The sequence below is a fragment of the Maricurvus nonylphenolicus genome (assembly GCF_042854845.1).
GTDB lineage: Bacteria > Pseudomonadota > Gammaproteobacteria > Pseudomonadales > Cellvibrionaceae > Maricurvus > Maricurvus nonylphenolicus.
Genome location: NZ_AP031498.1, coordinates 734,323 through 756,734, shown reverse-complemented (window position 1 = coordinate 756,734; position 22,412 = coordinate 734,323). Strand labels below are relative to the sequence as shown.

General features: G+C 50.0%; 19 protein-coding genes. 6 read left to right on the top strand and 13 right to left on the bottom strand.

The window, feature by feature from the left end; translation table 11 throughout:
- Nucleotides 1-123 precede the first annotated feature (123 nt).
- On the top strand, nt 124-2,025 hold the full coding sequence (locus tag ACGHZ6_RS03245) for a DUF3604 domain-containing protein (protein ID WP_390617356.1): 1,902 nt from the start codon (nt 124-126) through the stop codon (nt 2,023-2,025).
- A 370-nt stretch (nt 2,026-2,395) separates the two neighbouring features.
- Here the strand turns inward: ACGHZ6_RS03245 and ACGHZ6_RS03240 are convergent, their stop codons facing one another.
- Nucleotides 2,396-2,989, bottom strand: coding sequence for a DUF4136 domain-containing protein (locus ACGHZ6_RS03240; protein ID WP_390617355.1), 594 nt, complete (start codon nt 2,987-2,989; stop codon nt 2,396-2,398).
- Between the two features lie 132 nt (nt 2,990-3,121).
- Complete coding sequence (locus ACGHZ6_RS03235; protein WP_390617354.1) at nt 3,122-3,433, bottom strand: Mpo1-like protein; 312 nt, start codon at nt 3,431-3,433, stop codon at nt 3,122-3,124.
- Between the two features lie 93 nt (nt 3,434-3,526).
- Between ACGHZ6_RS03235 and ACGHZ6_RS03230 the strand changes: the two genes are divergently transcribed.
- Nucleotides 3,527-4,108, top strand: a complete 582-nt coding sequence (locus ACGHZ6_RS03230) for a TMEM165/GDT1 family protein (protein WP_390617353.1) — start codon at nt 3,527-3,529, stop codon at nt 4,106-4,108.
- 1 nt (nt 4,109) lies between these two features.
- Here the strand turns inward: ACGHZ6_RS03230 and ACGHZ6_RS03225 are convergent, their stop codons facing one another.
- Nucleotides 4,110-6,197, bottom strand: a complete 2,088-nt coding sequence (locus tag ACGHZ6_RS03225; RefSeq protein WP_390617352.1) for a transporter substrate-binding domain-containing protein — start codon at nt 6,195-6,197, stop codon at nt 4,110-4,112.
- Between the two features lie 131 nt (nt 6,198-6,328).
- Between ACGHZ6_RS03225 and ACGHZ6_RS03220 the strand changes: the two genes are divergently transcribed.
- Nucleotides 6,329-6,622, top strand: a complete 294-nt coding sequence (locus ACGHZ6_RS03220) for a hypothetical protein (protein ID WP_390617351.1) — start codon at nt 6,329-6,331, stop codon at nt 6,620-6,622.
- Between the two features lie 81 nt (nt 6,623-6,703).
- A complete protein-coding gene (locus tag ACGHZ6_RS03215) occupies nt 6,704-7,018 on the top strand; it encodes a hypothetical protein (protein ID WP_390617350.1) in 315 nt (104 codons plus the stop codon).
- Nucleotides 7,019-7,044: 26 nt separating this feature from the next.
- On the opposite strand, the gene ACGHZ6_RS03210 is transcribed toward ACGHZ6_RS03215, so the two are convergent.
- Nucleotides 7,045-7,383 (bottom strand): Hpt domain-containing protein, encoded by a 339-nt coding sequence (locus tag ACGHZ6_RS03210; RefSeq protein ID WP_390617349.1) that lies wholly within the window; start codon nt 7,381-7,383, stop codon nt 7,045-7,047.
- A 239-nt stretch (nt 7,384-7,622) separates the two neighbouring features.
- Between ACGHZ6_RS03210 and ACGHZ6_RS03205 the strand changes: the two genes are divergently transcribed.
- On the top strand, nt 7,623-8,822 hold the full coding sequence (locus tag ACGHZ6_RS03205; protein WP_390617348.1) for an EAL domain-containing protein: 1,200 nt from the start codon (nt 7,623-7,625) through the stop codon (nt 8,820-8,822).
- A 42-nt stretch (nt 8,823-8,864) separates the two neighbouring features.
- Here ACGHZ6_RS03205 and ACGHZ6_RS03200 read toward each other — a convergent pair whose 3' ends face one another.
- From ACGHZ6_RS03200 to ACGHZ6_RS03170, 7 genes are all read right to left on the bottom strand, one after another.
- Nucleotides 8,865-9,044 carry a DUF3094 family protein gene (locus ACGHZ6_RS03200; protein WP_390617347.1) on the bottom strand — a complete coding sequence of 60 codons (180 nt, stop codon included), beginning with the start codon at nt 9,042-9,044 and terminating at the stop codon, nt 8,865-8,867.
- Between the two features lie 78 nt (nt 9,045-9,122).
- A complete protein-coding gene (locus ACGHZ6_RS03195) occupies nt 9,123-9,626 on the bottom strand; it encodes a hypothetical protein (protein WP_390617346.1) in 504 nt (167 codons plus the stop codon).
- Between the two features lie 254 nt (nt 9,627-9,880).
- The gene (locus ACGHZ6_RS03190; RefSeq protein ID WP_390617345.1) at nt 9,881-11,668 is read right to left on the bottom strand and encodes an acyl-CoA dehydrogenase C-terminal domain-containing protein; all 1,788 of its coding nucleotides are present in this window, start codon (nt 11,666-11,668) and stop codon (nt 9,881-9,883) included.
- Nucleotides 11,669-11,948: 280 nt separating this feature from the next.
- Nucleotides 11,949-12,845 (bottom strand): putative metalloprotease CJM1_0395 family protein, encoded by an 897-nt coding sequence (locus ACGHZ6_RS03185; RefSeq protein WP_390617344.1) that lies wholly within the window; start codon nt 12,843-12,845, stop codon nt 11,949-11,951.
- A 46-nt stretch (nt 12,846-12,891) separates the two neighbouring features.
- Nucleotides 12,892-13,152, bottom strand: coding sequence for a hypothetical protein (locus ACGHZ6_RS03180; protein WP_390617343.1), 261 nt, complete (start codon nt 13,150-13,152; stop codon nt 12,892-12,894).
- Between the two features lie 710 nt (nt 13,153-13,862).
- Nucleotides 13,863-16,250, bottom strand: a complete 2,388-nt coding sequence (locus tag ACGHZ6_RS03175; protein ID WP_390617342.1) for a TonB-dependent receptor — start codon at nt 16,248-16,250, stop codon at nt 13,863-13,865.
- A 207-nt stretch (nt 16,251-16,457) separates the two neighbouring features.
- A complete protein-coding gene (locus ACGHZ6_RS03170) occupies nt 16,458-17,975 on the bottom strand; it encodes a DUF1254 domain-containing protein (RefSeq protein ID WP_390617341.1) in 1,518 nt (505 codons plus the stop codon).
- Between the two features lie 148 nt (nt 17,976-18,123).
- Here ACGHZ6_RS03170 and ACGHZ6_RS03165 point away from each other — a divergent pair, with 148 nt between their 5' ends.
- Nucleotides 18,124-19,137 carry a helix-turn-helix domain-containing protein gene (locus ACGHZ6_RS03165; RefSeq protein ID WP_390617340.1) on the top strand — a complete coding sequence of 338 codons (1,014 nt, stop codon included), beginning with the start codon at nt 18,124-18,126 and terminating at the stop codon, nt 19,135-19,137.
- 16 nt (nt 19,138-19,153) lie between these two features.
- Here the strand turns inward: ACGHZ6_RS03165 and ACGHZ6_RS03160 are convergent, their stop codons facing one another.
- Together ACGHZ6_RS03160 and ACGHZ6_RS03155 are read right to left on the bottom strand one after the other, a co-directional pair.
- On the bottom strand, nt 19,154-21,523 hold the full coding sequence (locus ACGHZ6_RS03160) for an enoyl-CoA hydratase-related protein (RefSeq protein WP_390617339.1): 2,370 nt from the start codon (nt 21,521-21,523) through the stop codon (nt 19,154-19,156).
- Nucleotides 21,524-21,584: 61 nt separating this feature from the next.
- The gene (locus ACGHZ6_RS03155) at nt 21,585-22,052 is read right to left on the bottom strand and encodes a MaoC/PaaZ C-terminal domain-containing protein (protein ID WP_390617338.1); all 468 of its coding nucleotides are present in this window, start codon (nt 22,050-22,052) and stop codon (nt 21,585-21,587) included.
- Nucleotides 22,053-22,412: the final 360 nt, after the last annotated feature.

Here is a 22,412-nt window from a genome sequence, read left to right as displayed (position 1 = left end):
GCCGGTCTCTGTCATCAGATGACGAGAGCTTCCCGCTGTCAGCTGGGAAAATATATCTCCTAAAAATTCATAAAAATGACCACGGTTCCAGCCTTGGCCCATATTCAGGAGAGAAGACGCATCATGACGAGACTCACAGCCCTGGCGGCAGCATTAAGCTGCGCTATTGCCCATTCCACCAGTGCCAGCGAACCCACCCAGCTGCTCTGGGGTGATACCCACCTGCACACCTCATACTCATTTGACGCCTTTTTGAACCAGAACCGCTCGGCCGATCCTGATACCGCCTACCGCTGGGCCAAAGGCCTACCGGTTATCCACCCTTACCACCGCGCCAAGGTGCAGGTAGAAACCCCGCTGGATTTTCTGGTGGTGGCCGACCACGCCGAGATGATGGGCGTGATGCGTGCGATTGAAAACAATACTGCGGAACTGGATGACCTGGGGCTGATTGGTAACCTCAAGCGCTGGTTTGCCATTCGCGTATTACGCGGCGCCATGGAATCTGGCAATGAAGGCAGTGATGTTTTTGTTTCCTTCCTGCCGAAGAAAGCAGCGAACCCCAGTGGCGACCCGGTACAGGATGCCGGCGGCGATGTGATTGGCGACCCTATCTTTGGTGACACCACCAAAACCGAAACCACCGCCTGGGGCGATATTGTCGATGCAGCGGAGCGCCACAATGAACCGGGCAAGTTCACCACGCTGATTGGCTGGGAGTGGAGCTCCATTCCCACCGGCGCCAACCTGCACCGCGTAGTCTTCACTCCAGACGGCGGCGATATTGCCAAAAAATTCCTGCCTTACGGCTCCGACCAAAGCCAATACCCACAGGCCCTGTGGCAGTGGTTGGAAGATACTCAGGCACGCACCGGCGCACGCTTTATTGCCATCCCGCATAACTCGAATATTTCCAAAGGTTACATGTTTGCCGAGACCACCTTACGCAATGAGCCCATGGATCTCGACTACATTAAAACCCGTATGAAGTGGGAACCGGTTGCCGAAGTCACACAAATTAAAGGCGATTCAGAAACTCACCCAGCAGTTTCTCCGAACGATGAGTTCGCCGATTTCGAAACCTATTCTCACTATATACAACAGGATAAAGAAGAATACGTCGCCAAACCTGCCGACTATGTTCGCGGCGGTTTAAAACAAGGTCTAGCCATTGAACAAAAAGTCGGTGCCAATCCTTATAAATTCGGCATGATCGGTTCAACCGATGCCCATACCGGTATTGCCTCCGCGGAAGAGGATAACTTCTGGGGCAAGCTTGCACTGGATTCAACGCCAGAATCCAAGAAACTGTTTCCAGAGATGGATGAGGAATCAGACCTTGAAAACATGGGCGCAAACGGTTGGAGCATGAGCGCCTCCGGCTTGGCGGCTGTCTGGGCAAAAGAAAATACCCGCGATGAAATCTTTGCCGCCTTCCAGCGTAAAGAAGTCTACGCTACCACAGGCCCACGTATTCAGGTGCGTTTATTTGGCGGCTGGGAATTCCCGGACAACGCCGACCAAGCTGAAAACCTGGCTGATATCGGTTATGCCAATGGTGTACCTATGGGTGGCGACTTAAATCGTGAAGATGCGCAAAACCGTCAGCCGCAATTTTTGGTTCATGCTGTTAAAGATCCCAAATCCGCCAATCTGGATCGCGTACAAATCATTAAAGGCTGGGTCGACAGCAAAGGTCAGCAACACGAACAGGTGTATAACGTAGCCTGGTCTGATGAACGTGAACTGGGGGCTGATGGTAAGTTACCCGCGGTAGGCAATACCGTTGATCTAAAAACCGGTGCCTATACCAATAATATTGGCAGTACGCAGCTGACTACGGTTTGGACGGATCCTGATTTTGATGCTGAGCAGCGTGCTTTCTACTATGTACGTGTATTGCAGATTCCTACGCCGCGTCATTCTTTATACGATGCAATTGCGCTGCAGTCGGAAGTTCCTGCGGAAGGGCCTGCGACGATTCAAGAGCGGGCTTATACCTCGCCTATTTGGTATACCCCCTAAAATGTTAAGTCCGGGTTAGGGTTTCTTAATCCGGCTGGCTGCAAGGGGGTTCTATTTGAAACTCGCAATTGCCATCCTGTTTTTTTACAAGCAGCGCTCGTCGCCGACGTCCCTGTCGTCGACGGTTTCAAATAGAACCCCCTTACACCCACCCTACCTTTGTACAAACCTGCGCTTTATTTACTTCGAATCGTAAGTGCTCAATAGGAATCTTGTGCAGTGGGAGTGTAGGTATGCTGGGGGCTTTTACAAAACCGTCAGCGACAGGGAAGTCGCTGACGAGCCCCAGGGATGGGTTTATGCGTGTTTTGTAAAAGCCCCCAGCGTACCTGCACGGACTACGAAGTCCGAACAATACCCACAAAAAAAATTAGGCCTCAGGAGGAAAACCTTCCAAAACCTTAGCAACAATCTCTTTGGTTGCCTGCTGTCTCTCTTCGACAGTCATATTATTTTTCAACCGACCTTCAGCCGTTCCCCGCCAAACCAACTTATCGGTTTTTGCATCAACCACATCAATAATCAGCGTCCCCTCTTCATATTGATAGGTGACCACTTCAGGTTCTGAGCGATAAGCCATGCTGTAACCGTAACGATAATAACCGCGGCGATATCCCATGGAGAATCCTGGAGCCATACCACTGTAGCTGTTATAGGTGCGGATATCAGTCTTTTCTTCTGTCGTCACACCGTAGTTGACCAGGAAGTCAACCTGACCACCGTTCTCTAATTGATAGCCTTTAGAACCTAACACTTCATCGACACTGCTGCGGATTCGGCCATCCAAAATATCATTGGCATGATTTTTTGAAGAACCGTGCCAGTGGTAACTGCGCAATTGGGTAAAATCGAAACCAGCCTTGTAGTCGCTATCAATATCTACCTGACTGCCACAGCCCACCAATAGCAGAACCATGCCCAAGCAGCTGATACACCAAGTACTTACTTTCAAAATTCTCTTCATCTTTCTGTCCCTTTAAGAATACTGAGATATTGTTAGCGCATTTTACCCAGCACGGCATGATGTACATCAACTTCCGGGTAAATGTCGCCTAAGGAAGGACATAGTACTGGCTACACAGCTGAAATGGGAAGATCAGTGGCGGAATTTCCCCAACAGGAAATCCTTCAACATCACAAAGTCAGAAATAAAACTGTAAAACGGATAGTCAAAGGTCGCGGGTTTATTCTTTTCAAATACAAAGTGACCAACCCATGCCCAGGCATAGCCCTGAACAATCGCCACGAGAATCAGACTATAGGTTTGTGAATAGATGGCATAGGCCATCAACATCAGGGCGATGGTCGTACCAATATAATGCAACGCACGACATACCGGATCACTGTGCTCGGCCAGGTAAAATTCATAGAATTCGCTGTAGCTGGTAAACTTCTTTGCTTCGGCCATTATCTCTCTCCTCGTTATTCTCCAAGTGTAGTGTATCGAGACGAAAGGCCAGAGACTGTATATTCGATAACATTTGTTCATACAAAGTACCCCATGCTAAGTACCACACTCTCTACCTTCCTACTGATCTTCCTCGCTGAAATGGGGGATAAAAGCCAATTGGTCTGCATGCTGTTGGCCAGCCGCCACCGTGGCCTGCCGGTATTTATAGGGGCTATAGCGGCCTTTGCCCTACTTAACCTGGTGGCTGTGGCGGTTGGTGCCAGTCTGGCCCACACCTTACCCATAGGCCCCATCAAGGGCCTTGTAGCACTGTTATTTCTGGCGTTTGGGATAAGTGCCCTACTGACTCAGGAAGAAGATGAAGAAGATATAACAGAGGCCGTAGGCTACAGTGTTCTGGTAACGGCCTTCTTGATGATCTTTATGGCAGAACTGGGCGATAAAACCCAGCTAACGGTCGCAGGCTTGGGGGCAAGCGCTTCACCTCTGGGGGTTTTTATAGGGGCAACCCTGGCATTGGCCGTCACTACCCTGCTGGGTATTCTCGGCGGCCAATGGCTTCTGAAGAAACTCAGTCCTACCCTGTTGCACCGTATGGCAGGAGTATTATTTTTACTGATCGGCAGCTGGCTGCTGTGGAGTGTATGGCCCACACTCCTGGCAAGCTTTTAAGCTAGCGGGTTGCGGTAATATAGCCAAGATAGCGATCTCGAATACGACGTACGTATTCCACCGGTTCACTACCCCGCACATAACCAAAGCGCGCTAAACGAAAATAGCGCGGCTCCGATAGCAACAGCATGGCCTCCTCGGTATGCCCAAACCAGCGGTTGGGGTCTTTACCCAACTTCTTGGCCAGGCGACGGGCATCGCGTACATGGCCGGTGCCCGCATTGTAGGCTGCCAGGGTAAAGTACAGACGTTCCTGAAAATCCATTTCACCAGGGAAGCGATCGCGTAGCCAATTCATATAGGTAATGCCTGCGCCAATGCCGTTGGCCGGCACGGTCAGTTCACTGTATCCCATCTCTCTGGCGGTACGTGGCAATACCTGCATCAATCCCTGTGCTCCGGCAAACGATTTGGCATTGGTATCAAAGCGGCTCTCTTGATACATCTGCGAAATAATTAAACGCCAGTCCATATTGTTGGCTTCAGCCAGGGGTTTAACGATGTCATCGTAGGGGGAAAGATCCTGACCCGAGGTTACCCGATGGGCAGAATGCTTTTTAATCTTGCGCTTGTTTTTAAAGTATTTATTAAAGGTAACGTTGTAGAAAAGGCCGCGATATTGCTTATCGATAAAACGATTTAACTCAGCGGTCAATGCCGTCTGTTCTGGGCGAAGTATCCAGCTAATGGGGGATTTTTCGCTAAAGTTAAGGTTGATATGCAGGGGCTTGTCGTGCGCCAGTTCTACTGCCAGAAGATGACTGTCTGCCAGGGTAAAATCGAACTCTCCCTGTTCCAGTAGCTGAATCAACTTCTCTGTGGTGGTGTTAGGGTACTCCACCAGTTCTACATCAATCCCCTGTTGCTGCAGCTCTTTCAGCTGCGTGTAAAACACAGTATTGGGGTTCACCCCCACACGATAGCCAGCCAAGGCTTCAACGCTTTCAACCTTGGGACCACTGGTCATACTCACCAGCTGCTCTACCACTTTTAGGTAGGGGTCAGAAAAAGCCAAACCCTGAGCTGCCCGCTCTTCGCTCTGTGTCAGAGAGGCAGCAATCACATCACCCTCCCCCTTTTTTAAGGCTTCAAACAATTCGGGGATGCTGTCTTTCATAATCACGGCAAGGTGCAGATTATGCTGACTGGCAAACTTCTTCATCAGATCATAATCAAAGCCCATCAACTCACCGCGCCACATAAAATAGCTGGCGGGATTATTGAGGGTGAGCATACGCAGGCGGCCCTGGTTTTTGATGGTTTCCCAATCGCGTTTTGAGGCTTCACGGGTAGCCGTCACGATATGGTGCTCAACTAAAAATTTATTGAGTTCATTGCGCAACTGTGGGTTACCTTTGCGCACGGCCCAGGCGATAGAGCGATTACGTTTTAATACCGCGCCCTGTTGCAAGGTGGGGTATTTGCCCAATAACGCACGGGCAACATCACTGTCGATAACTGTCGCCTGATATTCACCGCTGACAATAGCATCAAGAATATCACCTTCACTCAATGCCGAATCGACAACCGTTAACTGAAACAGATCGGGCTCATCAACCAGTAGTTTTTGTAGCGTTTCCAGGTAGGCATTGCCCGCCGGTACGGCAACGGTTAACCCCTGCAGATCATCTTCGTCATCCAGATCGAGGGACTTTAACCCGACAACCACCTCATTGACCTGATTGAGACTTTTGGAAAAGCTGGCCTGTTCGCGGCGCGCCTTGGTGACCGTCATATTGGTCACCACGATATCGCCCTTGCCCGCATTCAATGTCGGCAGTAAATCTTCAAAGCGATCGACAAACACCCACTGCACATCGAGCTGTAACTGTTCGGCAAACGCACTGGCAATGTCCTGATAGGTTTGAATCGCCACACCATCGCGGGGCAAGCCATCGGCGCCGTCAAAGCGAGGGGCAATTAAGCGCAAGGTGTTGTGCTGGCGGATAGCCTCCAGGTCTCCAAGCTCGATATATTCCCTCTGAACCTCAACCGGTGCTTCCTTTTCTTTGCTCTTCTCGGTGTCATCCGTTGAAGATCCACAAGCGCCCAAAAACAGTGTAATCAATAACAGCCAGTAAAATCGCATAGGTCATCCCGAACCTTATTGGTGTTTATGCTAAAAGTTCCTGACAGTATCCCATATTGATCGGATTCTGCATAAAGCTGAGGAGCCAGAGCACCTATACTAAAGGGTGTGACTGTTGTGAGGTCTCCGCCATGATTATGCTCATTTCGGACATCGACCAGAGCGCAACCCCCGAGGATATTGAAAGCCTTATCCACGAGTATTGCACCCCCACCGGCTATGAGATTCTGGATAGCTCCAAGGAAGATAGTTCCAAGGAAACCAGCCTCAGTGTTGCAGTGGATGTCAGCGGCCCGAATCAGTATGTGGAACAACTGGCTGAGCGCATAGACGGCCGCGAATGGAAAGGCCATCGCCTGCACGCTCACCCCATGCTGTTTTTCCAGCACCTGCGCAAACAACCGCATATCTGGCACCGTCATTAGTGGAGACGTCGCCCGCTGTCGCCCCTGGCGCGCAATTGCTACAATAGTAGGGTTATGTTTGTAGTATCTGAATAGACATTCATGAAGCCCACGAAAACCAAAGCCGAGTTACGCAATGAAATCGCCAGCCATACCGCACGTTTTATCGAGCGCGGAGGAGCTGTAGATGCGGTAATCCCCGGTGAAAGTGGCCGTGAGCTGGGGCAGGCCTTGCCCCCCGTCGCCTTCGAGAAGAAGCCAGAAACCACACGCACCCCGGTTCAAGACGTGGTGAAGGCCATTGAGGCCCGTAAACACCCTCCCCGCAAGGAAAAGCTCAAGTCGAAAAAGCCCAAGAAGATTCTGATTACCGATGATTTTGGGGACCCGGTGCGCTGGGTGTGGTCTGAAGACTGATAGCTGAAAGCCTGGGCCTGACTCGACTAGCCAAGCGACCTGATAAAGGCGATCACCTGATCCAGGGCATCACGCATATCATCAGATAACTGATTAAGCTCCTGCCAATCCTGATTCGGCGCCGCCGTTTCCAATGACTCACAGACATCTGCCAGATTGCCCGCACCCACAGTCCGGGAAGAGGATTTCAGCTTGTGAGCGAGCGTCTTAACCCCTTCAGCACTCTTGTCCGCCAAGGCTTCATCAAGTTCACACAAATAGGGGGTGGCACTGTTGGCAAACTCTTCCAAAATGGCCTGCCGCAACTCGGCATCATCACCAAACATGGACTCCAGCTGGCTCAAATCTAGGGGCTGATCAGTCAAGCGCTTTTCTCTCTCAAGGTTTTGTTGTTCTTCTAGGCCTCATACTAGCATAGGATTTATGCACAAAAGCCATAGCGCCTCAGTTGAGGCGCCAGATCTTGGTGGCATATCTTTGGTGGCATAGTACCGCTTCTGCAACCATACTGATTATTACACCGTGACTTTGCATCATGACTTGGCCATCCCCCGCTTGGGGCAAGCGGCTTCAGGAACATCAAGGAATCATTAAGGATCAGTGCATGACCGCGCTTTGCGATCTCTCTTGCTTAATTGTTGATGATGACAATTTTATGCTGTTGGCGCTAAGCAAGCTCCTCAATTCCATTGGCATAAAGCGAGTTGTCACCTGTGATAACGCTCAAGACGCACTCAAACATGTCGCCAATCGCAACAACCAGTACGACATCATCATCACCGACCTGAATATGCCGCAGATGGATGGTATTCAACTGCTGCGCCACCTCAGTAGCTTGGGGATGAATTTCAGCGTGATTTTGGTCAGCGGTGAAGACCCGCGCCTGCTGGAATCGGTGAAAAGCCTGGGTGAACAGCAAAACCTCAATATTCTGGGGTCACTCAACAAGCCCGTAAGGCGCGATAATCTCGAAGCCCTGCTGGAAAGCTACCAGCCTCACTGTACAACGGCCCCGAAAGGCCCGGCATCGATGGTGTTTGCCACGGAACTGCAGGCAGCCATTACCAATGAGGACATCGAAATCCACCTGCAACCCCAGGTGTCACTGGATGACAAGCGCATCGTCGGCGTTGAAGCCCTGGCGCGCTGGAACCACCCGGAAAAAGGCAATATCTCGCCCAATATTTTTATTGGTATTGCGGAAAAGCACGGCATGATCCGCGAACTAACCGATATCGTGTTGCAAAAAAGTATTCAAGAGGCCGCCCGACTGCGTAACCTGGGTTTTAATATCACCATGTCGGTTAACTTCTCGGCCCAGGTGCTGTGCTCGCTGGAACTGCCAGAAATCCTCTCCGAAACCCTCTCCAGCTCCGGTCTGGAACCCAGCCATATAATTGTCGAAGTGACCGAAAGCTCCCTGGCTGACGACAGGAACACCATGCTCGATATCCTCACCCGCATGCGCCTCAAGGGTTTTGGATTGTCGATTGATGACTTTGGTACCGGGTTTTCCTCCCTGGAGCAGTTATGCCAAATTCCGTTTACCGAGCTGAAAATAGACCGCTCATTTGTCCACCAGGCCAATAACAACAAGGCCAGCCAGGCGATTCTGGAATCCAGCATTGCCCTGGCGAAAAAACTGCAAATCAAATCGGTTGCAGAAGGGGTGGAAACCGATGAAGACCTGGCACTGGTCAAACAGCTAGGCTGTGACTATATGCAGGGCTACTACACCGCCAGGCCCATGCCAGCAGGCGACTTTACCCTGTGGGTCAAAGACTATATCAAGCAGCTTGCCTGAAGTTAGCGCCTGAGTGAAGTTAGCGCCTGAGGTGAGTGAGTACTAAATGACGCCGTGAGCAGTGGCAATCCAGTAGCTCACGCCCCCCATCCCAAACAACACAATCCATATCCCCAGTAACAACCACCACAGATTGGAGGTCCGATGATTGTGCTGGCGCTGTGGTTTATCGAGGTATTGATCTACGCGGGCCTGGTCTTCCGGTGTGAGCTGCGAGGTCATAATCCACCTGTGGCTTTTATTCTTGGGGTTCTTATTCTTTGTCACCCACACTACCCGGCAAATATCGACTTGGCAATCCTAGAAGGAGAAGCTTACCCCCAGGGTTAGGCCATCAAAGTTTAAATCCGCTGAGTACTTCAAGCCGCCCTCATCGTAAGACACCTGCGATTCCTCAACGTCCGCTTTGCTGCTCCAGAAGGTTGTCAGCTTGCTATTGCTATAACTGAATAAATTCATCCCCTCATCGGCGGACTCTGTATTGTTTTCGCCCTGCATAAAATGATTCACGTTGGCGTACACCTCCTCCTTGCCGCCAGCATGGGCCACCTGAAACGGGGCCAGCGAAAAGGCCAGTGCCACGGAGGCACAGCGTAAATAGTTTTGCCAACGCAGATTACGCTTCAGCTGCTTGGCCGAGACAAAGCCCAACTGAATCAGAATATCCCCCAATTGCCGGTGGGGTTCGCGGTTCTGTACAAGCACCGCCAACGACAACTGGTGATCATCCAATTGATGACGTTGAACCATTAATGCCCCCAGGCGAGGAACCTGAGGCGGATAAGGCGTAGCTGAGGACCACATAACTACCTCCGGCCTGCAGCGAATGTGAGTGTTTACTCTGCCAAACTTTGAAAGTAAGTGCACCGGGACTTTAAGACTTTTTTTGCCTTACCAGATAAGCCCTTAATCCTATTCAATAGGCATAAAAAAACCCCACACCGGTTACCCGGGTGGGGTGAAGTCTCGATGGATATACGAGTCGAAACTTTCTACAAAAGCCTAGTCTTCAAAAAACAGAAGCCAGGCCTTAACCAATTAACAAAAGTAACTAAGGATTAAAACAAATCAGCATCCAGCTCCATCAGGGTGCTGCTACCGGCCTTGATGTTTGCACTCAGGGCCTGGGTTTCAGACAGCTGACGCTGGTAGAAGAAACGCGCTACCTTCAGCTTCACAGCGTAGAACTCATCACCGCTGTCCAGCTTGGCCAGGGCAACCTTGGCCATCTTGGCCCACATGTAGGCGTAAGCGGTGAAACCAAACAGGTGCAGGTAATCGTTAGCCGCAGCGCCGATAGCGTTGGCATCTTCTTTAGCCTGATCGATAACATGTGCAGTAACATCTTTCAGGTTGTTGATCTCGGCCTGCAGCGGCTGAATAAACTCGGCCATTGCCGCATCATCGCTGTTAGCGTCGATAAAGGACTGAACTTCAGCAGCGAAGGTTTCCAGATCCTTACCACCGTTGGCCACAACCTTACGGCCCATCAGATCCATCGCCTGGATACCGTTGGCACCTTCGTAAATCTGGGTAATACGTACGTCGCGAACCAGTTGCTCCTGGCCCCACTCACGGATAAAGCCGTGGCCGCCGAAGATTTGCTGGCCGGTAACGGTAGTTTCCAGCGCCTTGTCAGACAGGAAGGCTTTGGCTACAGGCGTCAGCAGGGCAACCATACCGGCGGCGGCTTTCTTGTCGTCTGCGTTGTCGCTGAATTTGGTGATGTCCAACCACTTACCCACGTAAGTAGAGAACGCACGTGCACCTTCAGTTTGTGCGCGCATAGCCAGCAGCATGCGACGAACATCCGGGTGTACGATAATTGGGTCAGCCGCCTTCTCAGGGAACTTCTTGCCTTCCGGGCTACGGCTCTGCAGACGGTCACGGGCGTATTCAACCGCATTCTGGTAAGACATTTCAGCCGCACCCAGTGCCTGAATACCTACTACCAGACGCTCGTAGTTCATCATGGTAAACATACAGGCAAGACCCTGGTTCACTTCACCCACCAGCCAGCCTTTGGCTTCGTCGAAGTTCATGACACAGGTGGCAGAACCTTTAATACCCATCTTCTTCTCGATAGAACCACAGCTCAGGCTGTTACGCTCCCCCAGAGAACCGTCTTCGTTCACCATAATCTTGGGAACCAGGAACAGGGAGATACCTTTAGGGCCAGCAGGCGCATCCGGCAGTTTGGCCAGCACCAGGTGGATAATGTTCTCCGCCATGTCGTGCTCACCCCAAGTAATAAAGATCTTGGTACCGGTGATGTTGTAAGAACCGTCGCCATTTTCGGTAGCTTTGGTGCGGATAATACCCAGATCAGTACCGGCGTGTGGCTCGGTCAGATCCATAGCACCGGACCAAACGCCGGAGTACATGTTAGGCAGGTATTTTTCTTTCAGCTCATCCGTACCGTGAGCATTGATCGACAGGCAAGCACCGGCGGTCAGCATAGGCGCCAGACCGAAAGACATACTGCCCGCTTGCAGCATTTCTTCTACCTGAGCAGTCAGGGTCTTGGGCATACCCATGCCGCCGTACTCTGGGTTACCACCCAGGCCGTTCCAGCCACCTTCACAGAAGGCTTGGTAAGCTTCTTTAAAACCGTGTGGCGCGGTCACTTCACCGTCATTCCACTGAGAGCCCTGCTCGTCAGATTCGCGGTTCAGAGGGGCAATTTCCTGCTCGATCAGCTTGGCGGCTTCTTCGAGGATGGCATCGGCGGTATCCGGATCAACCACGTCCTGGGTGCCAGGCAGAGATGCCCACAACTTATCGGCTTCGAAAACCTCATTCAGTACAAAGCGCATATCGCGCAGGGGAGCCTTATACTCAGCCATGATGGCAAACCTCTCAGTGCGTAATCGTCAGGCCTCCGATTCAGCCGCATATCTGGCCACCGGAGGTATTAGCTAAAAAACATACAAACAAGTGTTTGAAACATAAGTTTATTTAATCGACCTGTCAAGTTTTTCAAACAGGCGTTTGGATGCCAAAACCGGCTTCAGCCCACGGTTTACGGGGCCTTACTAACAGCATAGTCAATAAGCTAAAGACCGGAGAGGAAGTCAGGAAAGAACGAAATTCCGAGACGGAAGTCGCGTAAAACAGGGCTGTCGACTAGACAGTTTGGTCAAAAATCCCACCCGTTGGGGCAACAGGCTGGGACACACCAATCTCAATCAGGCGACGATTAAGGTCGATATTGCGGTTATTGATCTCGGCAAAACGGTCAGCAGCGGTTTCCACCGTCTCTGCTTGGGTATCGGCCAGGGCTTCATCACGCTCACGACGGCGCTCTTCTTCACGCTCAGCCCGCTCGGCTTCTTCGGCCTCACGTCTGGCCTGAATAGCTTCGTCCGCTTCTGCTTCAGCCTGGCGTTCTTGCAAACGCTGCTCTGCAATATCCTGACGCGCCTCAAGCTCCAACTGGGCGGCTTGAGAAGCAACTCGGCGATCCTGATCTGAAGGCTCAGCAGGGGCCAGCGCAGCACTTCTTGCCTGACGCGCGATTTCCAGCGTGGCCTCGGGATCACCCGCCACCTCGCTTAAATTGATAGACACCTCACCGCTGACAGCGTAGTTCACACCATCGGGGCCACGCTCGAATTGATAAGTAGGGGGCCCAGTTAAGGTTCCACCAACCGAACTATGGGCGCGCTCGTGAGCTCGCACTTCCGCATCACGGGCCGAAAGCTGACGAATCTCCTGCTGCTCCTGAGCTTGAACCTGGCGTTCAGCCTGATCCTGCTGGCGCTGTTGATCGGCGTCATCATTATTGCCTCGAGAACCTTCATCCTGGGAGCGGTCATCCAGGCGCTGGCGTTGATCCAGCTCTCCAGGGCGCTCATCGGGGCTACGACGATTCTCGGTACGCGCTAATTCGGAGGATTCTTCAACGGGATTAAAGGGGGTGTTGCGACTGTCGGCGTTTTCTTCGCCCACGGGCTGACGCCCCAGTGGACTAAAGGGGGAGACGGCATTGGCAAAATTCGATGGCACATTGGGATTAATCATGCCGTTACCTGCTCTACTGCAATCTCCTGAGAATGTGGGTTGGCTATTAAGCCTTAATATCCAAAATAGAACCGATCATCTCATCACCTACTTTGACCACATTGGCCGAGGCATCAAAGATGTTTTGCTCGATCTTCATATTGATCAGCGGTTCTACCAGATCCTGTGTACTACCGGTACCTTCACGAGAGGCCTGAAGCGTTCCAGCCTGGGCAATTTCGTTGGCGGACTGATTAATGGACTGCGAGCTCTGCTGCAAACCACGTAAACCAATACCAAGTACCGAACTTCCCGAGCCAATTTCCATAAGCCAACCTCGTCATAAACAAATAACCGATAGGCGTCTGCATCCACAGACACACTTACTGTAAGTTTACCCGGTCTCTGGGCAAAAAACACACAGCACTCGACCAAAAAACCGAATCTTTAAGACGGTTTTTGTTTATAAAGCCTTAGAAACCAACGACTTGGGTATATAAAGAGTCTGAGGCTATGAAGGTTTTGGTTTTGATAGGTGCTTTATCCCCGGTTTACCCATGGGGGAGGAAAGTTATTCCCGGCTGCAAGACTTGCCCTAGGGCGCTCGCACTGCGGAACTCGCTTAAAAACGCTCAGACAGTCCTCGTCAACGCTCCCGCCCTAGGGCAAGTCTTAAACGCAGCCTGACTGGTCATAACCTTCCTCCCCCATGGGTAAACCTACCTTTTGCCAAATAAATTAAATTGGGATTAGCACAGAGTGAGGATCCGGTCGGGTGAAGCTTCTCGTAGCAATCAGCCCATCGTTTAAGCGGCAGGAAAAAGTCAGGGTAGTCGCGGAGGTTGTCTGAACGTTTTGTGTGAGTTTACGTAGCGCTGACTTTTTCCTGCCGCTTATGGGCGCGAAGAGAAGCTTCACCCGAGCGGATCCGGATTTATGTATCCACAATCCCAGAGCGCAAAAAAACAAAAAAGCGCCACCCCGAGAGAAGAGCAGCGCCGAACGGTTATTTAAGAGCAAATAACCAGAGAGAAGTATTTAGAAGCGGTAACTCGCCTCAATACCAATAGTGCGAGGACGCCCAACCTGAGCCGTCATACCACCGCCACTCAACGACAAGTTTGTCATGTAGTTCTTGGTAATTTGATCAGTCAGGTTTTTACCGGTTAGTGCCACCTGCCAGGTATCATCAGTAGACGCCAAGGCAACGCGAGCGTTAAAGATGGTAACCGCCGCTTGTTCAGAACGTTTATCCAAGTTGTTTGCCACGTAGTGATTGTCTTTAAAGTTGGCATCGAGTGTAGAACGTAACTCCAGCGCATCGGTCAGCATAAAGCTGTGGTTTGCACTTAGGTTAACCGTCCACTCCGGCGTGTGATTATTTTCACTGCCGTCAAAAATACAGTTACCACTTGGGCTGGTTTCAAAATCGCCTTCACCCGGACATGGGCCTTCCTGATAATCGATCCACTCGAAATCCAGATACGCCAGACCAGCGGTAAGCAGAAGGTTTTCAGTCGCGCGCCAGCGGCCATCCATTTCCACACCACGTACCGTTGCTTCACCGGCATTCAACACATTGAAACCAAAAGTACCGTCATAAACACTGACTTGCATGTCGGTGTAATTGGTATGGAACATCGCCACATTCAATTCACCAGCACCATCAAGAACAGACATCTTGGCACCGATTTCCAGCGTCTCAGCTTCTTCCTGATCAAACTCGAAGTTATCACCACCTAAAGACAGAGAGCCATAACTACGTCCCAGGAAGTCAGTAGCGCCAGCCCCAAAGCCGTTACCACCACGGGCATCAAAACCACCGGCCTTGTAACCTTCTGAGTAGGTCGCGTACAACATGATGTCATCGTTAAAGTCGTACTGAATATTTAGCGATGGCGTCCAGTTAGATTTGTCAGACTTACCGTTAAGTGCGTGATCCTGCATGCTGTAACCCAGGCTGGCAATTGGGCCGTAAGCATCACCGTTAGCAGCCAATAACGTTGATACGGGTAAACCCATCAAAGGCCCGGAAGGAATAGTCACGTTGTCCTGCGAGGTACCCGGTGCAATATTTAATGAGTAAGCTTCCTGTGAGCGGCTACCTTCTTTTTCGTCTTCGGTATAACGCAGCCCCAAGGTAACACGCAAGGTATCAGAGATATTCCAGGTGGCTTGACCAAACAGCGCAAGGGTATCAGAGTCCTGTTCGAATGGACGTCGCAACAAAGAATCAAAATACACATTGGCAGGGTTCAGCGCAGAAATTTGCAAGCTGGCATCTTCACTGTAACGCTGCTCGGAGGTTTGGAAGAAAGCACCCACAATATAATCGATGGTTTCACCACCTGGGGATGTTAGACGGAACTCCTGGCTGAACTGCTCAAACTCTTCAGTCATGTCCAAAGACACCACAGCCAACTCAGAGTTATCGGCGTCATAGTTGTCTTCCCGGTAATCATACTCAGAAAAACCGGTGATCGAGGTGAGGGTAAAATCACCCAACGCATAGTCGAGCTTTAATACCACGGTATCACTATCGAATTCCATTTCGTTATCTTCGTTGGAATAGGTTTTGTAATCCAACTTGGCATCATCCTGCAAACCTGCCACCTTAGATGGATAGGTACCCAGGTCTACGACTTGTGTAGGGCGACCATTGCGATCCAGGCGCGCGGATTCCAGTTTCAATTCAGCCAGCAAATCATCATTTGGCTCCCACACCAAGGTCAGGCGTGCGGCTTGTTCATCAATGGCTGGGGTATCCTCACCGCGCACAACGTTTCTGATGTAACCGTCTTCCTGGCGATCGCGTAACGCCAAGCGCGCTTTTAGCGTATCGGTTAACGGGCCGGATACATAACCATTCACTTCGCGTTCATTGTTTTTATCGGCGTAGCTTGCACTGATCATACCTTCAAATTCATCGGTCGGTTTTGCACTCACCAAACTGATCGCACCGGCAATAGAACTCTGGCCAAATAAAATACTCTGCGGGCCGCGCAATACTTCAATACGCTCTAAATCCATAAACGACGCGCGAGACTGCAAGCTGCGGCCCATATAAATACCGTCGGAATAGGTACCTACCGATTGCTCAAAGCCCTGGTTGGCGCTGGAACCAATACCGCGAATAAACATCTGCGGTACCAGACCACCTTCTACAATTTTCAGGTTAGGCACATAGGCCGATAAATCCTGCAGGTTTTCGATACCGGCTTCAGACAGTTTTTCACCACCCACAGCACTCACAGAAATAGGCACATCCTGAAGACTTTCTGCACGCTTTTGTGCGGTAACAATAACCTCTTCCAGGGTAAACTCTTCTGCCACAGACAGCTGTGCAGATCCTGCAGCAGCCATAACAGCCAACGCCAATGGTGCTTGCTTTAAGCGATTAATTATCGGATAGAAATTAGAACTCATAGGGTCTCTCCACTTCTTACTCTCTTATATTTTTATGGTGATATTTTAAACAGCGGAGAACAGGTTAGCGGTTAGCCAATTGCAATTGTTGTCAATTGACGACACCTTTTTATGAATCAGAAATACCGCTTTACTGAACCCAAAAACTAAAAAGCCCGGCCAATGGCCGGGCAAGTCGCAAGAGAGCATTGCGCAAGAAAGAAAGGATTAGCGTTTTACTACCGGAGGCACATACTGTTCGATAGACTCGGTATTTAGTGCGCCAACTTTTGGCATATACATTCTCAAATTCAAACGGAACATTTCACCTTTGGGAGTAGGTAACCAGTTATCGGTGCCTTCAGCCGGTGGTTCCGCTTGAATATATAACGTCAGCGAGCCGTCTTTGTTGTATTTCAGGCTAGGGGTACGATCACCAATGCTGTAACGCTGCATCGGGTTTTCTACCAGGTTGTAATCATCGGTGTAACCGGTCAGCGACCAGAAAGCATCAACCGGTGGCAGATGATCAGCACTAAAGTGCAGCGTATACTTGTTGTCACCATTCAAACTTTCGCCTTTACCATCGTGGTAGGTATGAAAGTAAACACCTTCTGCAGCACTGTGTACGACCAACCCTTGAATGGAACCTTCAGCACGGGCCAGGTAATCCTGGTGATAGCGACCACCGACTAAATCCACATTCCACATATTGTTGGATTTATGGCCACGGTATTTAACTTTCCACGCCACAACATCTTTAGCGGCTTTAATCGAGCGCTGCATACCGCGCTTAATCGCCGGGTCTATCGTGCCTGGATCAAATGCCTTATCCAGACTCATACCCAGGTGCGCAAAACTGTGCCAGATGGCTTTGGCTTCAGGTGTCTGTGGCGGGTTATTCTGTGCAAACTCAACAATGCGTCGAAACTCCTGTAGCTCACCTTTGGTATTGGGTTTCGGAAAATCCTGACTGTGAATAAAAACTTTTTTGCCTAGCTCCGCAGACAAAGGACGGGTCATAAACTGATTCTGTAATGCAATCACATTATCGGTATCTTCAGGCCCTTCCACCAAAATACGAATGGCAAAAAAACCTTCGTTAGTGGGTACATGTATCGCCGTCATATCTTTAGGAAGTTCACCCTTCCATCCAGGCCCAACCAGCACATACCTTCCAGCCTTGGCATTGGTAGCTCGCGTCCCGAGATAAGCTACGTTACTTAAATAACCATCCACAATCTGAACAGAATAGTAACGGTCTTTAATATCAGGAACCGTAATCACTAAGGGCTCATCACGCAATTGATAAAACGCGGAGCTGTACATAGTGTCATTGTTTGGGGTTACACCCAGCTTAAGATCCGGCGTAGAAAGCTCATGAACATGCACAATCTCATTGTATTGCGCACCATCCTCTCCTGAGGCGCTAAAGCTATCGACACCTTGTTTTGCATAGGCCTTAGCCATACGGTTTAGACCGTAACGAAACTCTTCAAAGCGTAGCGATGGCAGCCCATACAAGTAAGCTTGCATGCCCAGGCTGTAACCCAATTCTTCCTTGGCCCTTTCATCACGCTCAGCACTTTTACTGGCGCGCAAGTCTTTAGCAGGGCTCAGATCTACCACGGGCATTTCTGAATTCACCCTGGCAACAGAAGTACCTGCCGACGCAGATGCAGCAACCATACTAGCCCCTAGCACGGCGGCAAACAGTGTTTGGGAAAAACGGTTTTTGGTTTTCATCACTCAACTCCACTCTAAACTCATAGCATCTACAATAGAGATCAGGAGACTCAAATAATTAGCAATAAACGACATTGCAATTCAGCGGTTTCTGGGACATGCTAAACAACCCACCACCAAATTAAATGCCATATTGACGCCCACTGCGATGACTGATTTTGTTATAAGAGGAGTTGCTCTGAACGGTTTTGAAACCGTTCTGGATGAGTTGGGAGGCAACAGCCAGGCCCTGACCGACGCACTTGATCTCCCTCCGGTTAAAACGCTTATAAATCAGGAAGTTATTGATTACAAATACTTTGTACGGCTAATGAATGCCGCCGCAGAACAAACGGAAAATCCTTACTTTGGTTACCTAGTGTCACAAAGAAAAGACCCGCGTTTGCAGTACGGTATTATCAGTCTGGTGGCTCAAACATCCTCCTCCCTGGGCGAAGCCATACGTTATTTTATTCACTACCTGAAACTGCAAACTCGCACGTCTGCATCAGACCTTCACATCGAAGGTAACAAGGCATTTTGGAAACACACCATCCACTACCCGGGAGAGGAATCTTTATTTCAAGTCTATTTTCATGCGATGGGCGTGGGTTTAAGTATTCTTAGGATTCTCACACAAGACAGCGTCAAACCCGAAGCCTTGCACTGCTCATTTAAAGAACCTGAAGGAAGTCATCTTTTACGCCGCTATTTTAAGATGCCTATTTTCTACAATGCAGGTTTTGATGCCCTGGAAATTGCCAGCAGCCATTTAACACAACCACTGGCAGAAGCCGATCCGGATCGGCAAAAAGCGTTACTGGAAGAAATCAATTCCATTGTTACCGACAATAGCCACGATTTTGCACTGAAGTTAAAAACCATTATTGCCCGCGCGATGGATATTGGTGACCCATCTATCGATCGGGTTGCCAAATTTCTCGCCTGCAACAAGCGCACCCTGCAACGCAAATTGGATAAAATGGGATTAAGCTACAAACAGCTTTTGGATGATGTGCGCCTGGCCCGAGCCAAGCATTATCTACAGTATTCCAACCTGTCGCTGATCAATATCGCCGACCTGCTGGACTATAACGATCAGAGTTCTTTTTCGAGATTCTTCAACAAACAGGAAGGGCTTTCGCCACTGAAGTGGCGAAAGCAAAACCAGAAAAGCCCTTAGCGAAGATTAATCGCGCTTAGCGTCCAGACCAACGCGGTTTACGTTTTTGTGCAAACGCCAGTGAGCCCTCAAAGAAATCTTCACTGTTTAGCAGGTTATCAAACGCGGTATGTGGCATAGTGACCGCATCATCGGCACTGGCACAACGAGAGGTTTCGTTCAACACTTCCATACTGCTACGTACAGAAACCGGAGAAACCAGACATACCATTTCTGCCAGCTCTACCGCTTTATCCATTACACTATCAGCTGGAACCGCATAGTTAATTAAACCAAGGTCCAACGCTTTATCAGCATCCACCGGCTCACCGGTAATCATCATCTCCATGGCTTTCTTTAAACCAATTTGACGTGTTAAGCGCTGCACACCTCCGGCACCGGCAAACAAGCCTACTTTCACTTCCGGCAGACCAAACTTGGCCTGATCGGAAGCCACAATCATATCGCAGGCCATAGCGATTTCGAGACCGCCACCCAGTGCCAAACCATTCACGGCAGCAATTACCGGCTTGGTGCGATTCGTGCGACTGGTCAAACCGGCAAAACCGGTTTTGGGAATCCACATTTCCTGACCGGAAGCCAGGTACTTCATATCGTTACCCGCCGAGAAGGATTCACTACCAGCGCCAGTAATAATCGCTACCCACAGGGTTTTATCTTTTTCGAAAGCATTGAATACGCCTTCCAATTCCTGATTAGCAGGTGGACTTAAGGCATTACGGGCTTCAGGGCGGTTGATGGTAACTTTGAGAATATGACCGTCACGCTCAACCTGACAGAATTCATAACTGTCCTGGAACGTATCCACAACTGCTGGGGTAAACTTGTATAACTGCTCTTCATTAAAGGCAAAGCGGTTACCTTTCGGATCGGCCTCAACATACACCGTGGCATCGAGCACATCACCTTCCACCATACGCGCCAGGGTATCACTGTCTAAAAACGCATTTACTGCATAGAAGCGTTTGTCGTTATGTTTTAGTCGACCAATAATCACACTGTTTAATGGATTACCCTGGAAATAATTGATGGTGTACGCCTCAAGAACAGCTTCACCATTGGGCGTGTAATCAACTTCTGGCTTAGGATCACGATCAACCTTAGCCTGCCAGATAGTACTGCTGCTCGGAGTCCAAGCCTCGGCCGGAGGCTGAGTCGAATAAATACCTACCGAGTGCTTGGACATCCAGCCGCCGTTACCGTAGGCCAAACCAAAACTGCCCTGATCTTGACGCAGGGTTTCGACAAGCGATGCAATACCATGCATGGTGTAGTTATTACCCGGCCCACCAAAAAACGCCAAACCACCGGTTTGGGTCATCGAGCGCGGATCATCTTTACCAATGCCTAAAATTGTTTGCGCCTCTGACACCACAATCGGGAAACAACTGTAGATATCAAAATGGGCAATATCGGCGCTGGTTTTCGCCGCCGAGGCCAGAGCACCTTTAAAGGCCTGCTCCATCGCCATAGAGTGGCCGATATGATCACGTTCTAACAAAACGCGATCCTTGGTATCAGTATATCCGTGAAGATAAACCCACTTGGATTCATCAATATTCAGCGCCTTGGCCTTGCCTACGGTTGTGAGCAAGAGTGCCGCAGCCTGATTGACACCGTCTTTGGCAACCAGGTGTTTCGGATAAGGTGATACCACCATGCTATTTTTATCACTGACCGTAATCAGTTCTTCAGCACTGTAACTTTGGCGATAGGTCGCATAGGGGTTATCAGCTGCAACCTGGGATAACTTGGAAAAACACTCTCCCATCTCACGGCTGTAGCTTTGCAGATCACGCGCATAATCACCGCGGCGCGCATTTTCCATCAATCCGTAAAACTGAATGGGCTGCATTAACTTGTGTTCGAACTCAACCCGGGTAATCAGATGATCGCCATCGGTTAAACCACGATCTTCCAGCTGGCCATCAACCTTTTCACGCCAATCGAGTTTTACTTTTTGCTTACCGGCCACCTTAATATTGGCCATAACTTCGCCACCGGCCAGCAAAACCATTTCACACTCACCGGCATGTAACTTCTCAAAAAACTCGCCCACCAGTTTTTGCGGTGATTGGCCTCCGACAATTTCGTACACGGCATGCTTGGGATTGGCTTCAATACGATTAGCTACCGAGCGAGGGAAATTATTTGAGCCACCAAAGGGGCAAGCCCAGGTAGGGGTTGAGTCGGCAAAGGTGCGTACACCTACAACTGTGTCAATGGCTTGTGCAAGGGAAGCATCACCGGCATCCAGCAATGCAGCCTTGGCCGCCTGCCCAGCTAAATCCGCATGGGATGACGCCTGGGTCAGGTCTTCAGGCACAGGCTCAATCACCTGGCCTACACCAACCAAAATCGGGGTATTATCTGTTATAGAACTCATAGATAACTCCAAAAAATCTATCTACTTACCAGCCTTTATTATCTATCTGCCAGTAAAGGTTTTATTCACTCTTCGGGCGACGCTGTACCGCCATTTTGGCCTCATAACTACAAACAACCTGCTTGTCTTGATTGAGACCTTTAATTTCAGAGGTTACCACACCGTAGTTTGCGTCCTTCTCTTCCAGCTTAATAACTGTCGCAACGGCGGTAAGGGTATCACCGATTTTAGTCGGTGCGGTAAAGCGCATACGATCAATGCCATAGGCGGCAATAAAATAGGTAGGTAAACTGTAGGGCACCTGTACGCACAAACCATTCACCAGTGAGAATACCAAAGGCCCGTGGGCAATCCGCTCACCAAACAGGGATTCTTTGGCAAACTCAACATCAGTATGCAAAGGATGCCAATCACCCGTCAAACCTGCATACAAGTTAATATCACCTTCGGTAACAGTGCGCCCCTTGCTCTCCACGCTTTCATGCATGGTGTAATCTTCGAAGTATTCTTTAATTTTTATCGTTGTCATGCATCACTCTCATTATGTAACAGGCCCAATGGGTATAAGCTCAAAGCTATGGTGGGCTTTCACGACAGAGAGAACAATGGCTTAAACTGTTAGTTTTTCTGGCCGAATTTTGCAGAAATACTTGTTGTGGATAATATTCAGGCAGTGACTAATAAGTCATACAAAAGCGCTTTACTAGATTTTGTGTGACTCCCCGGTTTAGCCAAGGGTGGGTAGCACCTATTCCCGACTGCAAGACTTGTCACGGGGCGGGCGCACTGCGGAACTCGCTGGCGCTCAAACAGTCCTCGTAAACGCGCCCACCCCGTGACAAGCCTTAAACGCAGCCTGATTGGTCATAGGCACCACCCACCCTTGGCT

Coding starts and splice junctions, on each gene's coding strand:
- ACGHZ6_RS03245 (WP_390617356.1), top strand. CDS start 124: ATGACGAGACTCACAGCCCTGGCGGCAGCATTAAGCTGCGCTATTGCC.
- ACGHZ6_RS03240 (WP_390617355.1), bottom strand. CDS start 2,989: ATGAAGAGAATTTTGAAAGTAAGTACTTGGTGTATCAGCTGCTTGGGC.
- ACGHZ6_RS03235 (WP_390617354.1), bottom strand. CDS start 3,433: ATGGCCGAAGCAAAGAAGTTTACCAGCTACAGCGAATTCTATGAATTT.
- ACGHZ6_RS03230 (WP_390617353.1), top strand. CDS start 3,527: ATGCTAAGTACCACACTCTCTACCTTCCTACTGATCTTCCTCGCTGAA.
- ACGHZ6_RS03225 (WP_390617352.1), bottom strand. CDS start 6,197: ATGCGATTTTACTGGCTGTTATTGATTACACTGTTTTTGGGCGCTTGT.
- ACGHZ6_RS03220 (WP_390617351.1), top strand. CDS start 6,329: ATGATTATGCTCATTTCGGACATCGACCAGAGCGCAACCCCCGAGGAT.
- ACGHZ6_RS03215 (WP_390617350.1), top strand. CDS start 6,704: ATGAAGCCCACGAAAACCAAAGCCGAGTTACGCAATGAAATCGCCAGC.
- ACGHZ6_RS03205 (WP_390617348.1), top strand. CDS start 7,623: ATGACCGCGCTTTGCGATCTCTCTTGCTTAATTGTTGATGATGACAAT.
- ACGHZ6_RS03200 (WP_390617347.1), bottom strand. CDS start 9,044: ATGACCTCGCAGCTCACACCGGAAGACCAGGCCCGCGTAGATCAATAC.
- ACGHZ6_RS03195 (WP_390617346.1), bottom strand. CDS start 9,626: ATGTGGTCCTCAGCTACGCCTTATCCGCCTCAGGTTCCTCGCCTGGGG.
- ACGHZ6_RS03190 (WP_390617345.1), bottom strand. CDS start 11,668: ATGGCTGAGTATAAGGCTCCCCTGCGCGATATGCGCTTTGTACTGAAT.
- ACGHZ6_RS03185 (WP_390617344.1), bottom strand. CDS start 12,845: ATGATTAATCCCAATGTGCCATCGAATTTTGCCAATGCCGTCTCCCCC.
- ACGHZ6_RS03180 (WP_390617343.1), bottom strand. CDS start 13,152: ATGGAAATTGGCTCGGGAAGTTCGGTACTTGGTATTGGTTTACGTGGT.
- ACGHZ6_RS03175 (WP_390617342.1), bottom strand. CDS start 16,250: ATGAGTTCTAATTTCTATCCGATAATTAATCGCTTAAAGCAAGCACCA.
- ACGHZ6_RS03170 (WP_390617341.1), bottom strand. CDS start 17,975: ATGAAAACCAAAAACCGTTTTTCCCAAACACTGTTTGCCGCCGTGCTA.
- ACGHZ6_RS03165 (WP_390617340.1), top strand. CDS start 18,124: ATGACTGATTTTGTTATAAGAGGAGTTGCTCTGAACGGTTTTGAAACC.
- ACGHZ6_RS03160 (WP_390617339.1), bottom strand. CDS start 21,523: ATGAGTTCTATAACAGATAATACCCCGATTTTGGTTGGTGTAGGCCAG.
- ACGHZ6_RS03155 (WP_390617338.1), bottom strand. CDS start 22,052: ATGACAACGATAAAAATTAAAGAATACTTCGAAGATTACACCATGCAT.